The following is a 23,713-nucleotide window of genomic DNA, read 5'->3' on the forward strand; positions in this document are numbered from 1 at the left end:
CGGGTGAACCAAGCGTTAAGAAAGGCTTCCCATCTTTAAAAATCATCGTCGGGGTTTTCATGCTGACCGGATATTTATTCGGCTCTACGCTATTTACTCCTCCGAGTGAGGGGTCGAAATCTGTCATGTCATTGTTTAATAAGAATCCATAGCCGGGCACCATGATTCCCGAGCCAAAATTGTGTTCAAGGGAAGAGGTGCAGGTAGCAATATTTCCATCTTTGTCCACAGCTACAAAGTGGGTAGTTTCTGAGCCGATCTCAAAAGCCTGCGCCATCAGGCCGCTCGGTTGTTTATTTTGATCAAATTTCCATGGGTTTCCTGCCGCAACTTTATCATTGCGGAATTTAAAATTATATAACTGAAGGCGCTCATCCAGATAGTCGGGGTGAAGCAATCCTTCAAGTGGAATATCGTACAGATCAGGATCAGTCATAAAGGCTAGTTTGTCAGCAGTCATCACTCGCAGCGTCTCAGCGATTAAATAATACTTCTCCCATGAACGGACGCTGTATTGGCCAATATTTAGTTTTTCTAATAGTTTAAGCATATAGAGAAGGGCAAAACCACCTCCATTTGGAGGGCTCGGCACCACGATATCAAATCCTTTATAAGCAGCCTGCAGCGGCTTAGCTACTTTTGCTTCATAATTAATCAGATCCTCTAATACTAAGCACCCGTCAAGCTTCTGAACTTCCTCAGCGATGGCTTTTGCAATCGCTCCTTTATAAAAAGAATCCACACCCTCTTTTTGAAGTTCTTTAAGTGCCCGGGTTAGATCTTTGTTTATAGCTACTTCTCCTTTAGTTAAAGGAACATCGTCTGGAAAAAAGAAAGCTTTGGCTTTTTTTCCGAGGCGGTTTCCGAACCTTTCAATGGCCGTTACCCATAAGTCATTCACTTCTATACCTTTTTCAGATAAATGGATAGCAGGTTCGATCACTTCTTCCCAAGTTTTGCGTCCGTAAAGGGCCAGCGCTTTATCGAATGCTTTTAAAACACCCGGAATCGCTACGGCTGTTCCGGGAGTAGATCGCTCCAGAAAGGGAATGACATCCTGATCTTCATTCACAAACACATTTGTTCGGGCATTCTTAGGTGCTTTCGAATGACCGTGGATAACCTTTGTTTCATGTTTTTTGGCATCATAATAGACGATAAAGCCGCTGGCGCCAAGCCCGGTATTAAAAGGTTCCGACACAGCCAGCGCAAATTGCATGGCGGCCAGCGCATCCATTGCATTACCGCCGGATTTTAGCACATCAGCACCAATTGTAGATGCTTCCACTGTCGCACTTGCAGTCATTCCACCATCTGCCCATGCGCGCTGACCGCCGTTTTCTCGTTTTTGGTTTTTTATAATATTTTTTATATCCATTATTTACACCTCAAATTTTTTAGTTACTTAGTTACTTGGATAACCGCTCAATCGTTTTTGCGAGCAAGATTGTGCGGTCTACCAGTGAATGCAAATCTGTATATTCTTCTGTTTCGCTATGTGAAAATTCACCGATAGGACCCATACCATCGATGGTCGGAATGCCTTTTGCTGCTGTAAAGGATGCATCGGATCCGCCGCCGGTGCTGACTTCGTGAATAGCAAAGCCCAGCTCTTTGCCCGTTTCTCGTATCCTATTAAAAAGCTTTTCAGATTCTTCTGTTCGCTCCATTGGAGGGCGGTCAATACCGCCGCTTAGTTCGGTACGTGTTCCATGAACGACTTCTTCACCGGCGATTTTATGAATCGATTTAGTGATGTTCATTGCCTGATCGTTATTTTTTACACGGACATCAATCTCTGCTTCCGCATATGGCGGCACCGTGTTAACGGAAGTGCCTCCTTTAATTAGGCCAACATTTACCGTCAGTCCCTGGTCATAATCATTTAACTCTTGGAGGCGGATGACCTTATAGGCAAGCTCTTCGATTGCACTAATGCCGATTTCTGGTTCTACACCCGCATGAGCACTTTTTCCTTGCACCCTCATGACGAAGTGGCCGACTCCTTTTCTTTCGGTGACTACCCCGTCATTCGGCCGCCCGCATTCAACGATGAGACTGTAATCTTTTTCTGCTGCTGCTTCTTCAATTAATGCCTTAGAGGAAATCGAGCCAATTTCTTCGTCACTGTTAAAGATGATATGAACGTTATTCACAGCAGCTGATCCGCTTTCTTTTAATGCTTTCATCGCATAGAGAAGCTGAACGTGACTTGCTTTCTCGTCATTTACACCTGGTCCGTAGGCTTTATCTCCAATAATTGAAAAAGGCCGCTTCTTCGCTTCACCTTTAGGGAATACGGTGTCCATGTGGGAGACGATCAAAATTTTTGGTTGACTTTCCCGCTCTGCTTTAATTTCCAGGTGATTCCCTTGTTTAGTTTGTCGATGCACCTTAACATACATGCCAATCTCTTCGAATTTATTTTTTAGCAAAGCGCTTACCTGATCCACACCTTCCTTGTCGTAAGAATTGCTGTCTGTATTGACGATGGTCTCTAACAGATCAATCATTTCCTGTTTTTTACTGTGAAGATAATCAATCAAAAGAAACCCTCCTTGTTCTTAATGTCTGTCCTTAAGTGATTCCCTGTTTTTCTGAAAGTGTAAACATGCTTTATTTTACCAACAGGCTGAGATATACTGAGTAAATTAGAAGATAAACTGCAAAAGGGAGACTCGATAGATGTTCATTTCAGAGAAAGAAGTACAAGTAAGATATGCAGAGACAGATGCCATGCAAGTTGTGTACCATGGCCAGTATGTGGTATGGCTTGAGCTTGGCCGTACTCAATTAATTGAGGATTTAGGCTTTAACTATGCTGAAATGGAGAAAGAAGGGTATGTAGCTCCGGTGCTTGATATACAGCTTTCTTACAAAAAGCCGTTTCGTTATGGGGATACAGCCTGGGTTTACTCTTGGATTGAAGAATATACGGGTGTCCGTACTGTGTATGGTTATGAAATTAAAAATAAAGAAGGAGAAGTATGTTTGACGGGGACAACTTCTCATGCGGTCGTAAAAAAAGATACATTCCGTCCGGTGTCACTGAAGCGGGTGTTTCCAGACTGGCATAAAGTATACGAAGAAAATAAGAAGCAGGCATAGAAAGATAGGAGAAGGAAATGGCATTCGGCATACATAAACAGGAGCTGGCAGAGTGGAAGCGGCAAATCGACAATGGAAATATTGCTTTTTTAACCCATTATTGGCTGGATGAAAGATTTCCCCATTGTCGTACCGTCACAAAAGTAGGGTGCAAGGATTTAGAAACGCTCGCCCGCTGGGGAAGAAAGTACGGCTTAAAAAAAGAGTGGATTGACAAAAGAAAAGATGGCTATTCACACTTTGATCTGCTTGGAGACCGGCAAAAAGAGATCTTAGAAAGAGAAGGGCTGCAAAGCCATATTGAAAAGTTTCAATTATAAAAAGCGAAAAGGCGCAGCATGCGGCCTTTTCGCTCTTTAAGAGGGCTTTACATAATCGTATTTTGGCTCGTCCAGTTTTTCATTATAGTTCACTTGCAGGTCGTGACCATCAAAAAACCATAAATCCTTTTGTTCTATAAAATAAATGACGCCATCTATTTCGGTTTTTGCTCCGATTTCCACAGGCTCATCTTTGGTGACACCGAGTGAAAAACCTTGATGAAGGGGGCTGGAGCCTCCATAACGGACGAAAAAGCGGACATAGTCACCTTGACTTACTTCCATTTCGTTTTCAAACCATGAGCGTGCCTTTGCCTCTACTTGAATATGCATATCTTATTCACCTCTACTTTTTCTAAGTGTATCACGGATGCAGAAAATAATGAAAACAGATGCCTGCCTGTTTTAAAAGAAAGGCAAATCCACTTAATGACAAGAGGTGAAAAAAATGATTTTGGTAAGTTCTTGCTTAGCGGGCTTTGAAGTAAGATATAACGGTTCACACAGTTTACACAGCAAGATAAGAGAGTTGGTGGAAAGCCAGAAAGCGATCGCTGTATGTCCAGAATTGCTTGGCGGTTTCTCCACGCCGAGAGAACCAGCAGAAATCGTAGGCGGCGATGGGGAAGCTGTCCTTGATGGCCAGGCGAAAGTAGTGGAAAAGTCCGGAAGGGACGTCACAGTGCTTTATATAAAAGGTGCTTATGACACCCTTAAAAAAGCTCAAGAAATAAAAGCAACGGCTGTTATTTTAAAAGAATACAGCCCTTCATGCGGAAGCGCGATGATTTATAACGGGGAATTTAGAGATAAAAAGATAGCCGGCAACGGCGTAACCGCAGCTTTGCTTCACAGGCATGGCTTTAAAGTGATCTCCGAGGAAAACCTGTCAAAACTTTTAGATGAAATAGAGGGGGATGCTTTCACGAGTATCGATTAAAATCATTCCTTCCATATAAATGGAGATTAGCAGGTTGTAGATGATGAATAATAAAAAAGAAAAAGCAGCGCTCGTGCGGGCAACTGTTTATTGCCGCAACTTGCGCTGCTTTTGTCTGCATCCTACCCCTGACTGTAAAAGCAGAACGATTAAGAGAATGACAATGATTACATCCACTTAATTTTGGGCTCGGTCTTATTTTTAATCCGCGAGATGTTGGCGCGATGGCGATAAATAACAAAAAAGGCTAACATACCGACAACGATAATGAGCGGCGGATTTTGAAGAATAATCGCATAGGTTAAAGCAACGATAGCAACAATAATCGATGATAAGGATACATACTTCGTTAGATAGAGTGAAATAAAAAAGCTAAGCAGGATAACAAGAAACATGACCGGTTCGACGCCTAGCAGGACGCCGCCTGACGTTGCGACTGCTTTTCCCCCTCTAAAGTTAGCGAATACAGGGAACATGTGCCCGATTACTGCTATCACACCGGGGATAAGCGGATTCAGGCCTGGATCAAGCCAGAGTGGAAGCATAGTCGCCGCTGTCCCTTTTAAAATATCAGCAAGCGTCACCACAATTCCCGCCTTTACACCCAGTGTACGAAACGAGTTGGTTGCACCGAGGTTGCCGCTTCCGTGTTCACGAATGTCAATGCCAAAAAAGCATTTGCCGATAATTAAGCCGGAAGGAATCGATCCAAGTAAATAAGCTAGTAAAATAATAAGTCCAGTAATCATAAACTTACTCCTTTAATCTTGTCCTTTACAATAGAATGTATGAAAGTTTTTACATGCTGATTCTTATTTTAACATGCATAGAATAAGAAGAGGAGATTTTTCCGTTGCCTGATTGAAAAAATTAGCGTACGCTGAGTAAACGGAAAGATTTAACTTCAGAAAGAAACAGGTGAAAATATGGGATTGTTTTTTAGTGCTGTTCAATGGCTGTTTTTTATGCTGGCGAGTTCACTTGTAGCTCCAATTGCTATTGCTGGTTTATTTCATCTCTCTCCGGCAGATACAGCGGAATTTGTACAGAGGACGATGTTTGTGCTCGGGCTTTCCGGAATGATCCAAGCCTTAATTGGACATCGGCTGCCTATTAATGAAGGGCCGGCCGGACTATGGTGGGGAGTCTTTGCGATTTACGCCGGTTTTGCAGGCACAATCTATTCTTCAACGGAGCAGGCTCTGCAAAGCCTTGAAGGGGGAATGATCGTTTCAGGTATCATTTTTATTTTTCTGGCCGCTTTTGGTTTGCTCGAAAAAATGGCTAAATTATTCACCCCGACAGTAACATTTATCTATTTATTGCTGCTTATTTTACAGCTGAGCGGTTCATTTTTGAAAGGAATGCTTGGCTTGCCGAATGAAACGGAGAGCGTTCGCCCGCTTGTGATGGCAGGGAGTGCCGTCACCTTGATAGCGGCCTTTTATTTTTCTGCGCACCGCATTCAATGGGTGCGACAGTATTCGGTTATTATCTCACTTGGTTTCGGCTGGCTGCTATTCTTTCTTATTGGCGAGGCACCCTTCCATTCTGCTTCAGGAAAAGAACTGTTCCATCTACCGGGCTTGTTTGTTTTTGGCCCGCCGCTATTCGATTCAGGCACAATCGTCACAGCTGCTTTTATTACACTTTTGTTAACAGCTAATATGATTGCTTCGATTAGAGTAATGGAAGAAGTCATTATGCACTTAGATGGTTCAAGTGAAAAAGGTAGTTATCGCAGTGCTGGCGTGGCGGCTGGTATCAACCAAATGCTCGGAGGAGGCTTTTCAGCCATTGGTTCGGTTCCTATTTCAGGAGCAGCGGGGTTTGTAGCCCAGACAGGCAATGCTTCCATTCGGCCGTTTTTCATCGGTTCACTGCTCGTTGTGGGAATGAGCGTGTTTCCACCTGTCATGAATGTGCTTGCTTCCTTGCCAGCTCCAGTTGGATATGCGGTCACATTCGTAATTTTCTCTCGCATGGCTGGTTTTGCTTTTGCTGAAATGGATAAAGAAAAAAATAAAGAACGAGCCCGCCTTGTTGCCGGTGTCTCTTTATTAGCAGGAGTAGGTGTCATGTTTGTCCCTGCGGCTGCCTTTACTAATTTTCCTGCGGCGGCTGCTTCTATTTTAAATAATGGGCTGATCTTTGGAACAATTATTGCTATTTGTGTAGAGCAGTTTCTATTAGTGACGGCTAGAAAGAAAACGCTCGGCAGTTAAGGATTTTTAATCGTTTAAACGTCGGTTAGTGTAAGAAATAACGAAAAAACGCTTTGGAAGCTGCTGCTATCCAAAGCGTTTTTTCATTGATTGTTCAGTTTAATTTCTTCTATTCAGGCAAATTTGGCGTCAAAGACGTTAACAGCTGCTTCAGCCGCTTGAACATCGTGTGGAACCGTACTACCCCTGACTCCGACGGCTCCTACTACTTTTCCCCCACTAATAAGGGGGAATCCTACCGCCAAAAACGACAAGGCGACCATTATTAGTTGTATTCAAGCCGTACAATTCGGCAGCTGGGACGGTAGCTTCAGCTAAATTTGCGGAAGGCATCTTTAAAGCGACAGAAGTCCAAGCCTTATTTTGGGCAATGTCAATGCTCGCCAACCAGGCATCTTCCATCCGATGAACAGCAATCATCTCTTTTGCTGCATTTAATGTAATTTTGTTCATATGAATGAACCTCCTTGTTTTTGATAATCCTGTAGAAAAACACTTATGAAAACTTCCAGGAAGCTTGGCACTAATAAGTGCAGACGTTTTGCCCGTTGTCCACAGAAGTTGATTGATTCAATTAGGTCAGATGTGCTGCTTAGGACAGGATAGTTAGTGATGGTTGTGTCTGACTGAAATTTATTCTAAAAGATGCTTTTGTCTTATGGAAGAACGCACTTTTTTGTGAGATGGTTACTAAAAGGATACTTTTTTTAGAAATACAGGGAGTGGGAACAGCAAATGAACGATTTACGGTCAGAGATATAAAAAAAGATAGAAAATGGTCAGTTTAATTGTGAAAAAGATTTGACTTTATCTCTTATCAGCGGCAAATATAAGATTACCATTGTTTATTATTTAGGGACTGATGGCACTTTGCAGTTCAGTGAAATTAAACAGCTGTTTCCAAGAATCACACATAAGGTGTTAACTACACAGATTAGAGAGTTAGAGGAAGGTGGCATTGTCCATCGGAGGGTGTTCCCTGAAGTTCCTCCAAGAGTGGAATATTCATTAACAGAGTTAGGCTAAAGTTTAATGCCTATTGTTTTGATGATGTATGAATGGGGAAAACAAAACATTAAACTTTTTGCTAGATAAGTACCATCCAAGTGGAGCTGATGGATCGATTGGCAGTATGAAATGTAAAAGATCCTTCTTTAAGAGAATGCGGTGGTCGCTTGAAGGGAATAAAAGTAATAGAAGGAGAATGGCTAAAAGAAGCCGAATTATTGAGTGCAAGGAGGAGAGTTAGTTATGATTACTAATCCAACGAGAGAAGAAATGGGACAGCTGCTAAAAAAGGCAAAGACTATTGCTGTCATCGGCTTAAGTGATAATCCAAACCGAACAAGCTATATGGTTTCTGAAGCGATGCAGCAAGCTGGATATAAAATTATTCCAGTAAACCCTACTGTTGATGAAGTTCTGGGAGAAAAAGCGGTGGCTTCCTTAAAAGATATTAAGGAGCCTGTTGATATTGTAAATGTATTTCGCCGATCAGAGTTTTTACCGGAGATTGCCAAAGAATTCGTTGAGATAGATTGTGAGATTTTTTGGGCACAGCTTGGTGTAGCTAATGAAGAAGCGTATGAGTTTTTAAAAGAAAAAGGCAAGACCGTCATTATGGATAGATGCATAAAGGTGGAACATGCCCTCACTAAATAAGCGGGCAACTAAGAAACAAGCGGTCCATTTCCGCTTGTTTTTTACTGTTATCTATTTGCATAAATTGCATGTTGACCATACAATAAGGCAGAGGAAAATGCAGAACGGAACAGTACAATTGTAAACTTCCGGCATAATGGGAAGGTGAAGCATTGGAATTTTTATGATATAATAAAGTGTACGAACGTTTGTTTGTTTCTCTAGGAAGTCTGAAAGGGGAATTTTTGTGACAAAAAAAGAAGTGACCTTTGACTATAATGATGATGCCATCCAAGTCCTCGAGGGACTGGAAGCGGTCAGAAAGAGACCTGGAATGTATATTGGGTCTACAGACACGCGAGGTCTGCATCATTTAGTCTATGAAATTGTAGATAACTCAGTGGATGAAGCGCTTGCCGGCTACGGCAACGAAATAAAAATCATTATCCACAAAGATCAGTCGGTGAGCGTCCAGGACTTTGGCCGCGGTATGCCTACTGGTATGCATAAACTAGGAAAGCCAACTCCGGAAGTTATTTTGACGATCTTGCACGCCGGCGGGAAGTTTGGACAAGGCGGATATAAAACGAGCGGCGGATTGCATGGTGTCGGCGCTTCTGTCGTCAATGCTTTGTCTGAGTGGCTGACAGTGACGATTCATCGTGATGGTTTTATTTATCAGCAGCGCTTTGAGCATGGAGGCGTCCCGGTAACGACGCTTGAGAAGATCGGAAAAACAAAAAAAACAGGAACCACCATCCACTTCAAGCCAGACCCGGCTATTTTCAGCACCATTCATTATAATTTCGATACGTTAAGTGAGCGGTTAAGAGAATCGGCCTTTTTGTTAAAGGGCATGAAAATCAGCTTGATAGATGAACGTCAAAAGCTGGAAGAAGTTTTTTATTATGAAAAAGGCATCGAGGAATTTGTTAAATATTTAAATGGAGAGAAAGATGCTTTGCACCAGGTAGTTTCCTTTGCTGGAGAACAGAATGGGATTGAAGTAGAATTTGCTTTCCAATTTAATGACGGCTACTCCGAAACGATCCTGTCGTTTGTTAACAATGTCCGGACGAAGGATGGAGGCACCCATGAAGCGGGAGCGCGTACAGCCATGACAAGGGTATTTAACGAGTATGCGCGCAAAGTAAATCTATTAAAGGAAAAAGATAAAAATCTCGAAGGTACCGACATTCGTGAAGGCTTAGCTGCTATTGTTTCTGTACGTATTCCAGAGGAACTGCTTCAATTTGAAGGACAGACGAAAGGAAAGCTCGGCACAAGCGAAGCTCGGTCGGCAGTTGACAGCGTGGTGTCTTCGCAGCTGTCCTACTTCTTAGAGGAAAATCCGGAAACAAGCTCATTGTTAATTAAAAAAGCCATTAAAGCCGCTCAGGCAAGAGAAGCAGCAAGAAAAGCCCGTGAAGATGCCCGTAGCGGGAAAAAGCGCAAGCGCAATGAAGGTGTGCTTTCCGGTAAGCTTACGCCTGCACAGTCACGCAACCCGCAAAAAAATGAATTGTATTTAGTGGAGGGTGACTCAGCCGGCGGATCAGCCAAACAAGGACGCGATCGCCGCTTCCAGGCTGTTCTCCCATTGCGCGGAAAAGTGATTAACACGGAGAAGGCTAAGCTTGCTGATATTTTTAAGAATGAGGAAATTAATACGATTATCCATGCAATTGGTGCGGGCGTAGGGCCAGATTTTAACGTGGAAGACGCCAATTACGACAAGGTCATTATTATGACGGATGCCGATACAGATGGTGCACATATTCAAGTCTTACTGCTCACTTTCTTTTATCGTTATATGAAGCCGCTTATTGAAGCTGGAAAAGTATATATCGCCCTTCCACCGCTTTACAAAGTAAGCAAAGGAAGCGGAAAAAAAGAAAAAGTGGAATACGCCTGGACAGATGAAGAGCTTTCGGAAACAATGAAGCGAGTAGGAAAAGGCTGTATGCTCCAGCGTTATAAAGGCCTTGGTGAAATGAATGCCGATCAATTATGGGAAACTACGATGAATCCGGATACGAGAACGCTCATCCGCGTGCTTATTGATGACGCAGCCCGAGCTGAGCGCCGTGTCACTACGCTGATGGGTGATAAGGTGGAGCCGCGCCGGAAATGGATTGAATCAAATGTTGCTTTTGGACTGGAAGAGGACGGCAATATTTTAGAAAACGAGAACCTTTCAGTCGGCAAGGAGGAGTAAGTAGATGCAAAAAGAAGTATTTCAAGATTTACCGCTTGAAGAGGTGCTTGGAGACCGATTTGGGCGCTATAGCAAATATATTATCCAGGAACGCGCGCTTCCCGATGCCCGGGATGGATTGAAGCCGGTACAGCGCCGGATTTTATACGCGATGCATACAGAAGGAAATACGCATGAAAAAGGCTTTCGGAAATCTGCCAAAACAGTCGGAAATGTTATCGGTAATTTCCATCCGCATGGTGACTCTTCAGTTTACGATGCGATGGTGCGAATGAGTCAGGAGTGGAAGCTTCGTCAGCTTCTTGTGGAAATGCACGGGAACAATGGCTCAGTCGACGGTGACCCTCCGGCGGCCATGCGTTATACAGAGGCAAGGCTTTCGGCTATTTCCGGAGAATTGCTAAAGGACATCGATAAGCGCACGGTTGACTTTATTCCTAACTTTGACGATACGACAGAAGAGCCGACTGTTTTGCCAGCAAGGTTCCCTAACTTGTTAGTCAATGGGTCAACAGGGATATCCGCAGGTTATGCGACGGAAATACCACCTCATCAGCTAGGTGAAGTGATCGATGCAGCGGTTATGAGAATGGAACGGCCTGATTGCACAGTAGCCGATTTAATGAAAGTGATTAAAGGACCTGATTTTCCGACAGGCGGTATTATCCAGGGAATTGAAGGCATTGAAAAAGCGTACAGAACAGGAAAAGGAAAGATCATTGTACGTGGAAAAGCCGAAATTGAAGAAATTCGCGGTGGGAAAAAGCAAATTGTCATTACTGAAATTCCTTATGATGTAAATAAGGCAAACCTTGTCAAAAAAATAGATGATTTCCGTCTTGATCGCAAAGTAGAAGGAATCGCAGAAGTACGGGATGAAACAGATCGGACTGGTCTCCGAATCGTGATTGAGTTGAAAAAAGATGGCGACGCCCAAGGAATTTTAAATTATTTATATAAAGTAAGTGATTTGCAAATCAGCTATAACTTTAACATGGTGGCCATTCATAATCAGCGGCCGGTGCTCATGGGGTTACCTGAATTGCTCGATGCCTACATAAGTCACCAAAAGGAAGTTGTTACGAAGCGATCGGAATATGAGTTGGCAAAAGCGAAGGCACGCCAGCATATTGTAGACGGCTTGATCAAAGCGCTGTCTATTCTTGATGAGGTTATTGCTACCATACGGGCATCAAAGGATAAACGCGATGCCAAAAATAATTTAATGGCTTCATTCGATTTTACGGAAGCTCAAGCGGAAGCCATCGTCAGCCTGCAATTATATCGGTTGACGAACACGGATATTACAGCTCTGCAGAAGGAAGCAGAAGAACTTGCAGCGGAGATAGAGCAGCTGACGGCTATTCTGGCAAGTGAAAAAAAGCTGACAAGCGTCATTAAAAAAGAATTAAAAGAAGTGCGAAAAAAGTACAACGACACAAGACGAACAGTGATAGAAGAGGAAATCGAAGAAATAAAAGTAAACCTGGAAGTGCTCATTCCAAATGAAGAAGTCATCGTCACAGTTACGAAAGATGGCTATATTAAGCGAACAAGCTTGCGCTCCTATTCGGCATCCGGCGGAAAGGATCTTGCCATGAAAGAGACCGATCGCCTTCTTTACAAGGCAGAGGTTCACACAACAGATGTACTGCTTGTGTTTACAAGCAAGGGGAGCTACTTGTATTTACCTGTTCATGAACTTCCTGATATTCGCTGGAAGGACCTCGGACAGCATCTGGCGAGCCTCGTAACTCTTGAAAAGGATGAATCGATTATCGCTGTTTTTGCTGTTAAGGACTTCCAGGAGCCGCTTTACTTGTTGTTTGCTACAAAAAATGGCATGATCAAACGCACTGAATTGGCTGCTTATAAAGTACAGCGTTATTCACGGGCACTGACAGCTATTAAGTTAAAAGAGGATGATGAGGTAGTCGGAGTACATGTAACAGATGGAAGGAATCAAGTGTTCTTGGCTACTTTTTATGGGTACGGCCTCCTCTTTTCCGAGGAAGAAGCAAGCCTTGTCGGGCCAAGAGCCGCAGGAGTGAAGGGGATTAATTTGAAAGACGGCGACCATTTAGTGAGCCTTGAAGTATGGAAAGAAGACGAAGAAAAAGACTTGTTGCTTGTTACGCAGCGCGGAGCTGTCAAGAAAATGAAGTCCACTGAATTTGAGCCGCTTTCACGTGCAGCAAGAGGAGTGGTGATGCTTCGAGAATTAAAAGGAAATCCGCACCGTGTCGTTGGATTGACACTGATCGAACAAGAGACACAATTTGTCTTGCAAACAGAAAAAGGCCTAACGGAACAATTTGATTTTGCGAGTTTAAAGCGAAGTGATCGTTATTCGAATGGGACGTTTGTTTTAGATGAAAATGATAGCGGAAAAGTGATTGCTGTTTGGAGAGATATAAAGGCAGAAGAATCATAAAAGCAGATGACGAGCATTGCTAGTTTTTTAGCATATCGCAAGGTCTATTTTTCATCTTTTGAAAGAAGCTGGACTATTATCCAGCTTCTTTTTGTTTTTTTCTAAAAATTAAAGGGAAGAGAGAAGGGTACCTAGGTCGGTTGATTGCAGAGCGATCTTCTGATAGATTGTAAAGGACTGTTTTCTGTCACTCATTTTTAAGAAGGGATGCGTTTTATGAATTGGATGGAGAAGATCGATCAATACATACTGTCAGTCAATGATTATTTGTATACGTATGTAATGATTGCTTTATTAATTGGGTTAGGCTTGTTTTTCTCATTCGGCACGAGATTTGTCCAATTTCGCTTGTTTGGAGAAATGTTTCGCGTGATCTTTGAGAAATCAACCATCTCTGCGAAAGGAAAGGAAGGAATCTCTTCTTTCCAGGCGTTTACAGTTAGTGCAGCTTCAAGAATTGGAACAGGCAACCTAGCGGGTGTAGCGACGGCTATTGCTGCCGGCGGTCCCGGCGCTGTTTTTTGGATGTGGCTGATCGCTTTCATTGGAGCAGCGTCTAGTTTCATAGAGAGTACGCTCGCTCAGATCTACAAGGTGAAAGATGAAAATGGCTTTCGTGGCGGCCCTGCATATTATATGGAAAGAGGGCTGAATAAAAGATGGATGGGAATCATTTTCGCTGTTACCATCACCTTTTGTTTTGGCCTTGTTTTTAATGCTGTTCAGTCTAACACTATTTCCATTGCTATGAATGAAAGCTTTAACGTATCAAAGCCTATTGTTGGCCTTGTTCTATGCATACTCACAGCTTTAATTATTTTTGGCGGTCTTAAGCGAATTGCTCATGTTACGCAGGTGCTCGTACCTGTTATGGCTATTGTTTATATTCTTGTGGCCTTATTTGTTCTAATTATCAATATCACAGAAATCCCGGCTATGTTTATGTTAATTATCAAAAATGCTTTCGGTATGGAGGAAGCAGTAGGCGGTACGCTTGGGGCTGCGGTTATGAACGGAATTAAACGGGGACTATTTTCGAATGAAGCGGGAATGGGATCGGCTCCAAATGCAGCGGCAGCCGCTTCTGTCAGTCATCCTGTGAAACAAGGGCTCATCCAAACGCTTGGTGTATTTGTCGACACGATCGTCGTTTGCTCCGCTACAGCTTTCATTATTTTGTTGTCAGGACAATACTTAAGGGAAGATGCTTCTTCCATTAACTTAACCCAGTCCGCTTTGTCTGTGCATATCGGTGAATGGGCAGCTATCTTTTTAGCTGTGGCTATTTTTCTATTCGCATTCAGTTCTGTGATCGGAAACTATTATTATGGCGAAACGAATCTGGAATTTATTAAAAACTCTCCGATCGCTTTGTTTATTTACAGAATGGCCGTTATTGGCATGGTGTACTTTGGCTCAATTGCAAAAATCAGTCTTGTCTGGGACATGGCGGACCTGTTTATGGCCATCATGGCGCTAATCAATTTGGTTGCTATCGCGATGCTGTATAAAATTGCTGTAGCAGCCCTAAAAGATTATCAACAACAGCGAAGAGCCGGAAAAGAGCCTGTTTTTTATGCGGATTCAATTGAAGGAATCGGCAAAGCAGACTCCTGGGAAAGAAAACGGCAGGAGGAAGGACAAGCATAAGGCAGCATCCGCTGTCTTATGCTTCTTTCTATAGAGGCAACCTTGACATTTCCTTTTATCTAGACATCGGTCGGTGCAAACTTTGATAGAATATAAAAGGAAATAACTGTTTATTGTTTTTAGTTAGTGGAATATAGAAATCAATCGATAAATTAACTATTAGGCGATAATAAAGCGGGTGAGCAAAGTTGAGTGATACATTGAAAGTGATCTTATATATAGACTTGGCACTTGTCATAATTTTGCTTTTTTTGCTTGCTTTTCTATTGATCCAAAAAGTAAACACAAATAGAAAGGCAGAGAAAGTAGAATCAATAAAGGCTTACTTGCGTCCGGATCTTTTTGCCTACTTGTTAGGGGATGAAAAAGATTTACACAATCGATGGTTGAGTAGTCATCCGCTTAACCTCCAGGCGCTCGAAGAATTGCTGGAGGAAGCTTCTAAAATGTTTAAGGGTGAAGAAATAGCGGCCATGATTACGATGCTTGCTGAAGAATGGTTAAAAGAGGAGTATCGTCGGCGATTAACAAAAAGGCGATGGAGCATAAGAATGAACGTCTTGTATCATATAGAGAATTTCCATATGGCCTCTTTTGCACCATACTTGTGGCTTGCTCTGGCAGAAGATTCGTTTCAAACGAAGGCAGAGCAGACGGAAGCCATTCGGGTTTTGGCTTCACTACAATCTAAAGCGTTGGCTACAGATCTCATCCAACTTACCCCACCGTTCTCTAAAGCTTTATATAAGGACGTATTAAGAAGGTTTAACGGTACATACCAATCGTTTTTTATTGAAAACTATGAGAAGTTAAACAATATTTTTAAACAGGCGATCATTGAGTGGATGGCAGAAACACAGGATTATCGATATATTCCTTTTATTGTAGACCAATTGAAACAGTCGCATTTAGAGCTTCGAATTGCTGCTTTAAAAGTATTGTATTTGTTCGGGTATGCTGATGATTCAGCGGATATCTATTCATTTAGCTACTCTTCTCATTGGCAGGAAAGAATGCTATTTGCCAAGTTAGCCGGCGCAGCAAAAAAAGATCGTTTCCTGCCCCAGCTCACAAAATTAATTGCGGATGAAAACTGGTTTGTTCGCAATGCTGCCGGGGAAGCTCTTCAAAAGTATGCTGATGGTGCACTGATTCTGCAGCATATAATAGAAACTCATCACGACCGCTATGCAAAAGATATGGCTGCCCAGTGGCTTGAAAGCGAAGGAGCGATAATATGATTGTCCAATTTATTAGCAGCCTCGTCACTTTTTTGTCATGGTTATTTATTTCGTATACAATAGTTGTGCTGTTATTTTATTTTGTTATTTTATTCATTTCAGCAAAGCAACTGCGAAGCCAATACGGCTTTAATTCTAAAGAAGCGGAAGAAGACCTGCTTGATTCCTTTGACACAAAACCTGTCTCTATTCTCGTGCCTGCCTATAACGAAGAAGCAGGCATTTATAACAGTGTTCGTTCTCTCCTCAGCATTTATTATCCGGAATATGAAGTGATTGTGATCAATGACGGATCGAAGGATAGCACAGTGGAAACGATGATTGAGTCATTCCAAATGGTAAAGACGAATACAGTGCTGCGTACAAGAATTCCAACAGCAGAGGTTAAAGGGATCTATCGTTCGACCATTTATAAAAATGTTTATATGATCGACAAGGAAAACGGCGGAAAAGCGGATGCTTTGAACGCTGGGATGAACTTATCACATTATCCTTACGTCTGTTCACTTGACGGGGATTCTGTCTTAGAAAGAAATGCTTTCCTGAAAGTCATAAAGCCGATTCTCGACTCAGATGGCGAAGTGATTGCTGTCGGCGGGAGTGTGCGGATTGCCAATGGTTGTCATATTGAAGGCGGAGAAGTGATGACCGTTGATTTATCCAACAAACCCTTTGTCATTATGCAAGTGATCGAATATTTACGGGCCTTTTTAATCGGCCGTATCGGATTGAGCCGTCATAATCTGCTGCTGATTATATCAGGCGCATTTGGCGTTTTTGAGAAGGAGTCAGTCATTCGGATTGGCGGCTATCGCACAAACACCGTTGGAGAAGACATGGACCTTGTGGTGCGCCTGCACCGGATGATTAAAGAAGAAGGGCTCAATAAAAAGATACTGTATGTTCCGGACCCCGTCTGCTGGACAGAAGCTCCAGAGTCTGCGCTTTATTTGCGTAGACAGCGCCAGCGATGGCATCGTGGGCTCTGCGAAGTAATTTGGAACCATAAAGATATGCTGTTCAATCCTAAATATGGACTTGTAGGCGTGCTATCCATGGCTTATTTCTTTTTGATTGAGCTGATGGGTGTATTCGTTGAATTAGCCGGCTATATTCTTATCCTATTCGGGGTCCTATTTTCATTTATTAATGCCGAGGTCACTATATTGATGGCTTCTCTATCTTTTTTATACGGTTCTATTTTATCTATGAGCGGTGTGCTTCTGGAAGAATGGAGTTTGAGGAAATATCCGAAACCGGCCAATATTGTGAAGCTATTTTTCTATGCGCTCTCTGAAACCTTCTGGTATCGTCCTTTGACGATCAAGTGGCGGGTAGAAGGTTTTTTCCAATTTTTAGCTGGCAAGAAAGATTGGGGCGAGATGAAACGGATTGGTGTAGGAGCCAAGGTTGAGTCAAAATGAGTTGGTCGTTGAAAGGATAGCTGAAAGGAGTTTAACCAAGTTGTTGCAAGAATTTAAGAAATTTGCCATGCGCGGCAATGTCATTGATCTGGCGATCGGTGTTATTATCGGAGCTGCTTTTGGTAAAATCGTTTCTTCTCTCGTGCAGGACATTATTATGCCGATCATTGGACTGCTTATAGGGGGCATTAATTTTTCAAAGTTAATGTTTCGCTTCGGAGGAGCTGAGGTGAAATATGGTCTCTTCATACAGTCCATTGTTCATTTTTTAATTATCTCATTTGCTCTTTTTCTCTTTGTACGGGTATTTAATAAGTTATACCGTCAGGAAAAGGAGGAGGAGACGCCTTCACTTTCAAAGGAGGAAGAGCTCCTTACAGAAATTAGAGATTTATTAAAATCGCAAAAAACGCTTAACAATTTAGAAGATTCAGAGTATAATGGAGAAAATTAAATAGAAAATTTAGCTAGGGGTGCCTTTAAGGCTGAGAGGATGCATGCATCTAACCCTTGAACCTGATTTGGTTAGTACCAACGGAGGGAAGCTGTCTCTATTTATGTATGTTTATTTGGTGTACATAAAGAAAAGCCTGCCGTTGTGGCAGGCTTTTTTTATTGCAAAAAGGAGGAATATAAATGGATGAATTGATGATTGGTCAAGCAAAGTTAACGAATCGGCTTTTTACCGGCACAGGAAAGTTTGCAGATCACTCGGTCATGAAACAGGCTTTTGCTGAATCAGAATCAGAAGTAGTTACCGTGGCGGTGAGAAGGGTAGATTTAGAAGCGGAGCATGAAAATATTTTAGAAGATATTCCGCCGAATATGATTATCATGCCCAATACCTCAGGAGCTAGAAATGCCGAGGAAGCAGTTAGAATTGCAAGACTGGCCAGAGCCGCCGGGATGGGCAACTGGATTAAAATTGAGGTCATTTCCGATCAGAAGTATTTGTTGCCTGATAATGAAGAAACCATTCGAGCCACAGAAATCCTTGCTAACGAAGGATTTATTGTTCTTCCTTATATGAATCCGGATTTAATGGCAGCAAAAAAGCTAGCAGATGCTGGGGCAGCAGCCATTATGCCGCTCGGTTCACCGATAGGATCAAACCGGGGCATCCGGATGAAGGAAATGATTCGGATTCTAATAGAAGAAAAAACACTGCCTATTATTGTTGATGCAGGGATCGGCAAACCGTCTGAGGCAGCTGAAGCCATGGAGATGGGGGCTGACGCGGTGCTAGTCAATACGGCAATTGCCACAGCTGATGACCCGATAAGCATGGCTAAAGCGTTCAATTTAGCTGTTAAGGCTGGAAGACAGGCTTATCTGGCGGGGCTGGGAGCAGTATCACAAAAAGCAGCTGCTTCCTCCCCGTTAACTGGATTTTTACGTTAAAAAGGAGGGATTTTTTGAGTTTTTATGAGGTGTACCGTTCAATCAAAGATCAACCATATGAAGAGTGGTTAGCTAGCATGACGACAACTGATGTAGATAGAGCTTTAAATAAAGACGATTTGAATGAACAAGACCTATTGGCGCTTCTTTCCCCTGCAGGCGGCGAACGTTTAGAAGAAATGGCTCAAAAAGCCCAGCGATTAACAGTTCGGAATTTTGGTAAAGTAATCTCCTTGTATGCCCCGCTTTACTTAACAGATTATTGTGTGAATAAATGTGCTTACTGCAGCTTTAGCTTTGATAATGATTTTCCAAGACGAAAGTTAACGTCATTAGAAATTGACCAGGAAGCAAAGGCGTTAAAGGATATGGGGATTCAGCACGTTATTTTGCTGACAGGAGAATCACGTATTCATTCATCGGTAGATTATCTGGCGGAAGGCGCAAAAATTTTGAGAAAGCATGCCTCTTCAATCGCCATCGAGGTACAGCCGCTTGATACGGAAGAATATCATCAGCTTTTTCAGGCTGGGGTAGATGGGCTCACGGTTTACCAGGAGGTATACAATGAGGAGGTGTATAAAGAGATTCATATAAAAGGCCCAAAAAGAAATTACCGCTACCGTCTTGATGCACCAGAGAGAGGCTGTCAGGCCGGGATGAGATCAGTCAATATCGGCGCCCTGCTTGGAATGGATAATTGGCAGAAGGAAGTATTTTTCACCGCTCTGCATGCAAGGTATTTGCAGAAAAAATATATAGAAACAGAAATTGCGGTTTCTTTTCCTCGCATTCGTCCGAACCTGGGTGGATTCGAGCCGCGGGTTAATGTAGAGGATAAAGACCTTGTCCAGGCTATGCTCGCCTTTCGTCTATTTATGCCGCGAGCAGGTATTACACTCTCTACACGTGAAGAGGCGGAACTCAGAGATCATCTCATTAAGCTCGGGGTAACAAAAATGTCTGCTGCCTCCTCTACTGTTGTAGGCGGATATGCTAACAAAAAAGAAAACAATAGCCAATTTGAGATTTCTGATAATCGTTCGGTAGATGAAGTGAAAAAGAGACTAAAACAGCTGGGCTATCAGCCTGTTTCAAAAGATTGGGATATCTTGGCGGTGGAGGAGGAGACGGATGGCTTTTCAGCTTCATGCCATCACAACGGGAAAGCTCGAACTGGCGCAGGCGTCTGAAGCGGCCGCTAGCATTCAACCGTTTGTTGATTTTATTCATATTAGAGAGAAACAACGCAGTGCCAAAGAGTTGTTTCATTGGGCTGAGACATTTATCACTAGGGGGGTTCCTGCTGAAAAGCTGATTATAAATGACCGTGTAGATGTGGCGCTTGCCACAGGAGCCGGCGGTGTACAGCTGACAGAAAATAGCTTGCCGCTTAGACAGGTGAGAAGCTTTGCTAAAAATATAAAGGCCGGCTGCTCGATTCATGAGCCGGCTGACGCAGCAGCCATACAAGGAGAGGCGGTCGATTGGCTTTTGTTTGGCCACCTTTATGAAACGGCTTCCAAGCCTGGTAAACAACCTAAGGGGCTAGAGTTATTGCAAACAACAGTGGGTTTCTCTCGCATTCCGGTGATCGCGATCGGAGGGATTATGCCGCATCACGTTCAGGAAATTAAAGCAGCTGGAGCGAAAGGAATTGCGGTGATGTCGGGAATTTTTGCAAGTAAAGAACCGGCTGTTGCCGCCTCATGCTATCGAGCTGAAATAAAAAAGGAGGAAAAGCAAATAGATGAATATTGTGGTTAACGGCAAAGAAAGGCAAGTTGTCTTGGAGGAACCGACGCTTGAGAATTTGCTCACTGTTTATTCACTGCAGGGAAAAACAGTGATTATTGAGTCAAACGGTAAGATTATTCCAAAGGAACAGCTAGGCTCAACAAATGTAGAAGAAGGCGATCGTATTGAAATTATTCAATTTGTTGGCGGCGGTTAAGGAGGAAGAACTATGATGGAAGGCCGTTATTCGAGACAGGAATTATTTTTAAAAGAAACGGACTCTTACCGCAATAAGCATGTAATGATTATTGGAGTTGGTGCATTAGGGTCCTCTCTGGCTGAAATGCTTGTCAGGGCAGGGATTGGGAAGCTGACATTGATTGACCGTGACTATGTTGACTGGACGAATCTGCAGCGGCAGCAGCTTTATAAAGAACAGGATGCAAAAGACAGCCTGCCGAAAGCAGAGGCAGCTAAAAAAGACTCCAGGAAATCAATTCTGATGTAGACATATCAGCTGTAACAGCAGACGCGGGTCCAGAGGAGCTTTCTGCTTTAATGACTGAACACTGTCCTGATTTACTGCTTGATGGAACAGACAACTTTGAAACAAGATTTTTAATCAATGATTTGTCGCAAAAATACAATGTCCCCTGGATATATGGAGCATGTGTTGGCAGCCAGGGAATCAGTTGTGTCATCCTTCCTGGAGAAACTCCCTGTCTTGCTTGTTTGCTTGACGTTCTGCCAGCTGCAGGTATGACTTGTGATACCGCTGGAATTATTGCGCCAGCAGTACAAATGACCACAGCTTTTCAAGGAGCAGAAGCATTGAAGATTCTTGCTGGCCGATGGAAAGATATACGCAAAGAGCTAGTTTCCTTTGATTTATGGAAAAATACACATTCGTCTATTAATATAGCCACTTTAAAGAAGAGCGCTTGTCCATCATGCGGCAAAAAAGCGACTCATCCGTATTTAACAAGAGATCAACGAACAAAGACCGCCATCTTGTGCGGAAGAAATACAGTGCAGGTAAGGCCGCCAGTCAATAGAACATTTAATTTAGCTGAGCTGGCCTTGTCGTTTGAGCGACAGGGTAAAAAAGTAAAAACAAATGGCTTTTTATTGTCAGTGGAGATCGCAGGAAAGCGAATTGTTCTTTTTCAGGATGGCAGGATGCTCGTGCACGAATCGAAAGATCCGGATGCAGCCAAAAAACTTTATCAGCAGCTGCTTGGTTAACAGAAAGCAAGAGGACAGATAAATTATAGGATAATGTCATCTGGCCGATTGAAAGTGTTTGTTAGCCTGATGAAGAGCAGGGGGTGACTATTGAAATAGGAGCAGTCTGAGCCGTCCGCTGTACAGCGGACGGCTCAGACTGCGTTCAGAAACATACAAAAATTTAAAATCTGTCTTGGGCAGTTCTATTTTCCTGACAGCAGCTATATAAAAGAAGAGAGACTGTGCGTGATATAGCTTGTAGAGAGGGAGAGATTAAATGCAAGACTGTTTGAATAATAAAGAGTTACGTAATGAGAGTCTCCCGTTCTGTCCTTTCTGCAGAAAATTAGAGGGATAAAGGGAGCTGGAGGGCCAAATGCGTAAAGAAATAAGGCGCAAACTTCGATTAAAAACAGCTTTTCTTGTGCTATTGCTCGCTGCTGGAACAGCAGTAGTCCTTTTATTGAACACATCACCGAAAGAGCTTTTTTTATTATCGGAATATAAAGCGTACGAGCAAATGAAAGCTGAGTTGGCAAAACAGCACAGTGAATCATGGGAATTCTCCAAAAAGCGAATGGAGCAGCCATCCATCTCTCACGCTCGTTTTAAAGCAAAAATGGAGATGAGCAATTGGACGTATGATCCCGATAGGGCAGCGATTGAGAAAATATTTAAGAATGCTGAAATGATAATAAAAACGGAAAAAGATCCAAAAAAACATGCGGGTAATTATCACGTTGCTCTCAACCTCGAAAATGAACAAGCCTTTGATATGGATATTATTTATACGAATTCACAAATAGGGATGAGGGTTCCCTTTCTTTATTCAAAGTTTTTATATTTATACTCAGATGAATACGGCGAGTTTATGAAAAAGATATACCCATTTTATAAAGGCCCGGAAACGTTGGAGTTCTCTCAAGTAATACACCGTCAAAAAGGCGTAACGGATTATTTACGAACACACTATTTTCCATTCTTAATAGACCAGCTAAAAGAGGACAGCTTTACTCTTGAGAAGAGAGGGAAGTATAGGTTTAGAGGAGAAACAATACATGTGAAAAAAGTCACGCTTTCACTTACACCAAAAGAGACAAAGATTTTGCTCAACCGTTGCCTAGAACGGTTAATAAAAGATAAAAAACTTCATTCAATGATAGGAGCTCAAATGGAAACGAAAGAAAAACTGAGTGGATCAGCAGAAGTGCATAAGGAGGCTTCTTCTTCAGGAAAAATAGAAGCTGAAATTGTAAACGGCCTGAAACAAGTGCGGAAAAAATTACAAAGAACAACATTTCCTCGAGGCTTTTCTTCCATTTTATTTATAGATAAAAAAGGTAGAATTATCGATCGGACCATGGAGCTGACTGTAGCTGCCCCTTCTTCAGAACAAGCAGTGTGGTCTGTTCACACGAAACATATTCGGTATGGACAAGGACAGCGTGTTAAAGAGTTTACCTTTCAACGGGTTCTGGCAGGAGGCCACAAAGAAAGAATAGCTGTTCAAGTAGCAAGTGAAATAAAAGGGGAGAAAAAGAAACAGGTGGAGGATTTGCAAATTTCTCTGAACAGGGAAGCAGAAACGGTCAAATTTAAAATGAACTCTGTAATTGGCAAGAACAAAGGAGGAAGGAAAACGATCCGCCGCTCTTTCACATTTACTGCCCCGGGAGAAAAAGCTCATAGACTCCCAGATAAAATAAGCGGGGAAGTCAAACAGGTACAAGATGTCAGCACAATGAAAAAGTATTCTAATCAAAGGACAGATATAAAAGCAGCCATCACAGATAAAAAGTATGGCGGTGCATTTTCTTTTACAGTGGAGAAAGAATCTAAGCTTACAGATAAAATGAAGAGCGATCTGCTTGCTAAAGACTTTACAAGCGAAGCCAATTTAAACAAAATGACAGATGCTCAAATAGCAGAAGTCCAGCGGGAGATCAGCCTGAACATAGTGAGCTTGATGAACCGTCTAGGGTTATTTGGCGGCGCTTTTGGCTATCCGTTTGCAGATGATCCTCATGTCGAAGATCTATATAAAGAGGACCCCTCCGCCGAAGAAGTATTTAATAGTCGAACAGCGGAACATGGCGAACCTATTTTTTAGCTTATCGGTAAGATTTTAAGAAAAAGCAGGAGCTCGG

23 protein-coding genes, 2 pseudogenes and 1 riboswitch are annotated in these 23,713 nt (G+C 42.6%); of the genes and pseudogenes, 19 read left to right on the forward strand and 6 right to left on the reverse strand.

The window, feature by feature from the left end; all coding sequences use genetic code 11:
• Both ggt and CJ483_RS00010 read right to left on the reverse strand, forming a co-directional pair.
• Positions 1–1,378 (reverse strand): gamma-glutamyltransferase (gene ggt / locus CJ483_RS00005; RefSeq protein WP_120030769.1); only part of this gene is annotated, 1,378 nt, incomplete at its 3' end.
• Between the two features lie 31 nt (positions 1,379–1,409).
• A complete protein-coding gene (locus CJ483_RS00010) occupies positions 1,410–2,546 on the reverse strand; it encodes a M20 family metallopeptidase (protein ID WP_120030771.1) in 1,137 nt (378 codons plus the stop codon).
• 139 nt (positions 2,547–2,685) lie between these two features.
• Between CJ483_RS00010 and CJ483_RS00015 the strand changes: the two genes are divergently transcribed.
• On the forward strand, positions 2,686–3,108 hold the full coding sequence (locus CJ483_RS00015) for an acyl-CoA thioesterase (protein ID WP_120030773.1): 423 nt from the start codon (positions 2,686–2,688) through the stop codon (positions 3,106–3,108).
• 17 nt (positions 3,109–3,125) lie between these two features.
• Positions 3,126–3,428: a hypothetical protein gene (locus CJ483_RS00020; protein WP_120030775.1), complete on the forward strand. Its 303-nt coding sequence runs from the start codon at positions 3,126–3,128 to the stop codon at positions 3,426–3,428.
• Positions 3,429–3,464: 36 nt separating this feature from the next.
• On the opposite strand, the gene CJ483_RS00025 is transcribed toward CJ483_RS00020, so the two are convergent.
• Entirely contained in the window at positions 3,465–3,761 is a 297-nt protein-coding gene (locus CJ483_RS00025; RefSeq protein ID WP_120030777.1) for a HesB/YadR/YfhF family protein, read from the reverse strand.
• Between the two features lie 115 nt (positions 3,762–3,876).
• Here CJ483_RS00025 and CJ483_RS00030 point away from each other — a divergent pair, with 115 nt between their 5' ends.
• Positions 3,877–4,368: a 2-thiouracil desulfurase family protein gene (locus tag CJ483_RS00030; protein WP_120030780.1), complete on the forward strand. Its 492-nt coding sequence runs from the start codon at positions 3,877–3,879 to the stop codon at positions 4,366–4,368.
• 40 nt (positions 4,369–4,408) lie between these two features.
• Positions 4,409–4,549: a hypothetical protein gene (locus CJ483_RS24265; protein WP_182916910.1), complete on the forward strand. Its 141-nt coding sequence runs from the start codon at positions 4,409–4,411 to the stop codon at positions 4,547–4,549.
• On the opposite strand, the gene plsY is transcribed toward CJ483_RS24265, so the two are convergent.
• Entirely contained in the window at positions 4,536–5,117 is a 582-nt protein-coding gene (plsY, locus tag CJ483_RS00035) for a glycerol-3-phosphate 1-O-acyltransferase PlsY (protein WP_120030782.1), read from the reverse strand. The genes CJ483_RS24265 and plsY overlap by 14 nt on opposite strands.
• A gap of 177 nt (positions 5,118–5,294) precedes the next feature.
• Between plsY and CJ483_RS00040 the strand changes: the two genes are divergently transcribed.
• Complete coding sequence (locus CJ483_RS00040; protein WP_120030784.1) at positions 5,295–6,593, forward strand: purine/pyrimidine permease; 1,299 nt, start codon at positions 5,295–5,297, stop codon at positions 6,591–6,593.
• Positions 6,594–6,706: 113 nt separating this feature from the next.
• On the opposite strand, the gene CJ483_RS25420 is transcribed toward CJ483_RS00040, so the two are convergent.
• Together CJ483_RS25420 and CJ483_RS00045 are read right to left on the reverse strand one after the other, a co-directional pair.
• The gene (locus CJ483_RS25420) at positions 6,707–6,856 is read right to left on the reverse strand and encodes a heme-binding protein (RefSeq protein ID WP_342753521.1); all 150 of its coding nucleotides are present in this window, start codon (positions 6,854–6,856) and stop codon (positions 6,707–6,709) included.
• Complete coding sequence (locus CJ483_RS00045) at positions 6,813–7,046, reverse strand: GlcG/HbpS family heme-binding protein (protein WP_342753522.1); 234 nt, start codon at positions 7,044–7,046, stop codon at positions 6,813–6,815. Before CJ483_RS00045 ends, CJ483_RS25420 begins: the two co-directional genes overlap by 44 nt.
• A gap of 315 nt (positions 7,047–7,361) precedes the next feature.
• Here CJ483_RS00045 and CJ483_RS00050 point away from each other — a divergent pair.
• From CJ483_RS00050 to CJ483_RS00115, 14 genes and pseudogenes are all read left to right on the forward strand, one after another.
• A pseudogene (locus tag CJ483_RS00050) lies at positions 7,362–7,616 on the forward strand (winged helix-turn-helix transcriptional regulator); the annotation flags it as partial.
• A gap of 228 nt (positions 7,617–7,844) precedes the next feature.
• Positions 7,845–8,255: a CoA-binding protein gene (locus CJ483_RS00055; RefSeq protein ID WP_120030786.1), complete on the forward strand. Its 411-nt coding sequence runs from the start codon at positions 7,845–7,847 to the stop codon at positions 8,253–8,255.
• Between the two features lie 241 nt (positions 8,256–8,496).
• The gene (parE, locus tag CJ483_RS00060; protein ID WP_259455757.1) at positions 8,497–10,452 is read left to right on the forward strand and encodes a DNA topoisomerase IV subunit B; all 1,956 of its coding nucleotides are present in this window, start codon (positions 8,497–8,499) and stop codon (positions 10,450–10,452) included.
• A 4-nt stretch (positions 10,453–10,456) separates the two neighbouring features.
• On the forward strand, positions 10,457–12,886 hold the full coding sequence (gene parC / locus CJ483_RS00065; protein WP_120030790.1) for a DNA topoisomerase IV subunit A: 2,430 nt from the start codon (positions 10,457–10,459) through the stop codon (positions 12,884–12,886).
• A 225-nt stretch (positions 12,887–13,111) separates the two neighbouring features.
• Complete coding sequence (locus tag CJ483_RS00070; protein WP_120037711.1) at positions 13,112–14,536, forward strand: alanine/glycine:cation symporter family protein; 1,425 nt, start codon at positions 13,112–13,114, stop codon at positions 14,534–14,536.
• A 188-nt stretch (positions 14,537–14,724) separates the two neighbouring features.
• The gene (locus tag CJ483_RS00075) at positions 14,725–15,777 is read left to right on the forward strand and encodes a HEAT repeat domain-containing protein (RefSeq protein ID WP_120030792.1); all 1,053 of its coding nucleotides are present in this window, start codon (positions 14,725–14,727) and stop codon (positions 15,775–15,777) included.
• Complete coding sequence (locus tag CJ483_RS00080; protein WP_120030795.1) at positions 15,774–17,201, forward strand: glycosyltransferase family 2 protein; 1,428 nt, start codon at positions 15,774–15,776, stop codon at positions 17,199–17,201. The genes CJ483_RS00075 and CJ483_RS00080 overlap by 4 nt, the downstream gene beginning before the upstream one ends.
• A gap of 40 nt (positions 17,202–17,241) precedes the next feature.
• Positions 17,242–17,655 carry a large conductance mechanosensitive channel protein MscL gene (gene mscL, locus CJ483_RS00085; protein WP_120037713.1) on the forward strand — a complete coding sequence of 138 codons (414 nt, stop codon included), beginning with the start codon at positions 17,242–17,244 and terminating at the stop codon, positions 17,653–17,655.
• Positions 17,656–17,660: 5 nt separating this feature from the next.
• A riboswitch (TPP riboswitch) is annotated at positions 17,661–17,761 on the forward strand.
• A 76-nt stretch (positions 17,762–17,837) separates the two neighbouring features.
• Positions 17,838–18,602, forward strand: coding sequence for a thiazole synthase (locus CJ483_RS00090; protein WP_120030797.1), 765 nt, complete (start codon positions 17,838–17,840; stop codon positions 18,600–18,602).
• A 14-nt stretch (positions 18,603–18,616) separates the two neighbouring features.
• Positions 18,617–19,795, forward strand: a complete 1,179-nt coding sequence (gene thiH / locus CJ483_RS00095) for a 2-iminoacetate synthase ThiH (RefSeq protein WP_120030799.1) — start codon at positions 18,617–18,619, stop codon at positions 19,793–19,795.
• Positions 19,737–20,369: a thiamine phosphate synthase gene (locus CJ483_RS00100; protein ID WP_120030801.1), complete on the forward strand. Its 633-nt coding sequence runs from the start codon at positions 19,737–19,739 to the stop codon at positions 20,367–20,369. Before thiH ends, CJ483_RS00100 begins: the two co-directional genes overlap by 59 nt.
• On the forward strand, positions 20,353–20,556 hold the full coding sequence (gene thiS / locus CJ483_RS00105; RefSeq protein WP_120030803.1) for a sulfur carrier protein ThiS: 204 nt from the start codon (positions 20,353–20,355) through the stop codon (positions 20,554–20,556). Before CJ483_RS00100 ends, thiS begins: the two co-directional genes overlap by 17 nt.
• A 15-nt stretch (positions 20,557–20,571) precedes the next feature.
• A pseudogene (locus CJ483_RS00110) lies at positions 20,572–21,584 on the forward strand (ThiF family adenylyltransferase).
• Between the two features lie 358 nt (positions 21,585–21,942).
• The gene (locus CJ483_RS00115) at positions 21,943–23,676 is read left to right on the forward strand and encodes a DUF6583 family protein (protein WP_120030805.1); all 1,734 of its coding nucleotides are present in this window, start codon (positions 21,943–21,945) and stop codon (positions 23,674–23,676) included.
• Positions 23,677–23,713: the final 37 nt, after the last annotated feature.

It is taken from the genome of Bacillus sp. PK3_68 (genome assembly GCF_003600835.1).
GTDB lineage: Bacteria > Bacillota > Bacilli > Bacillales > Domibacillaceae > Pseudobacillus.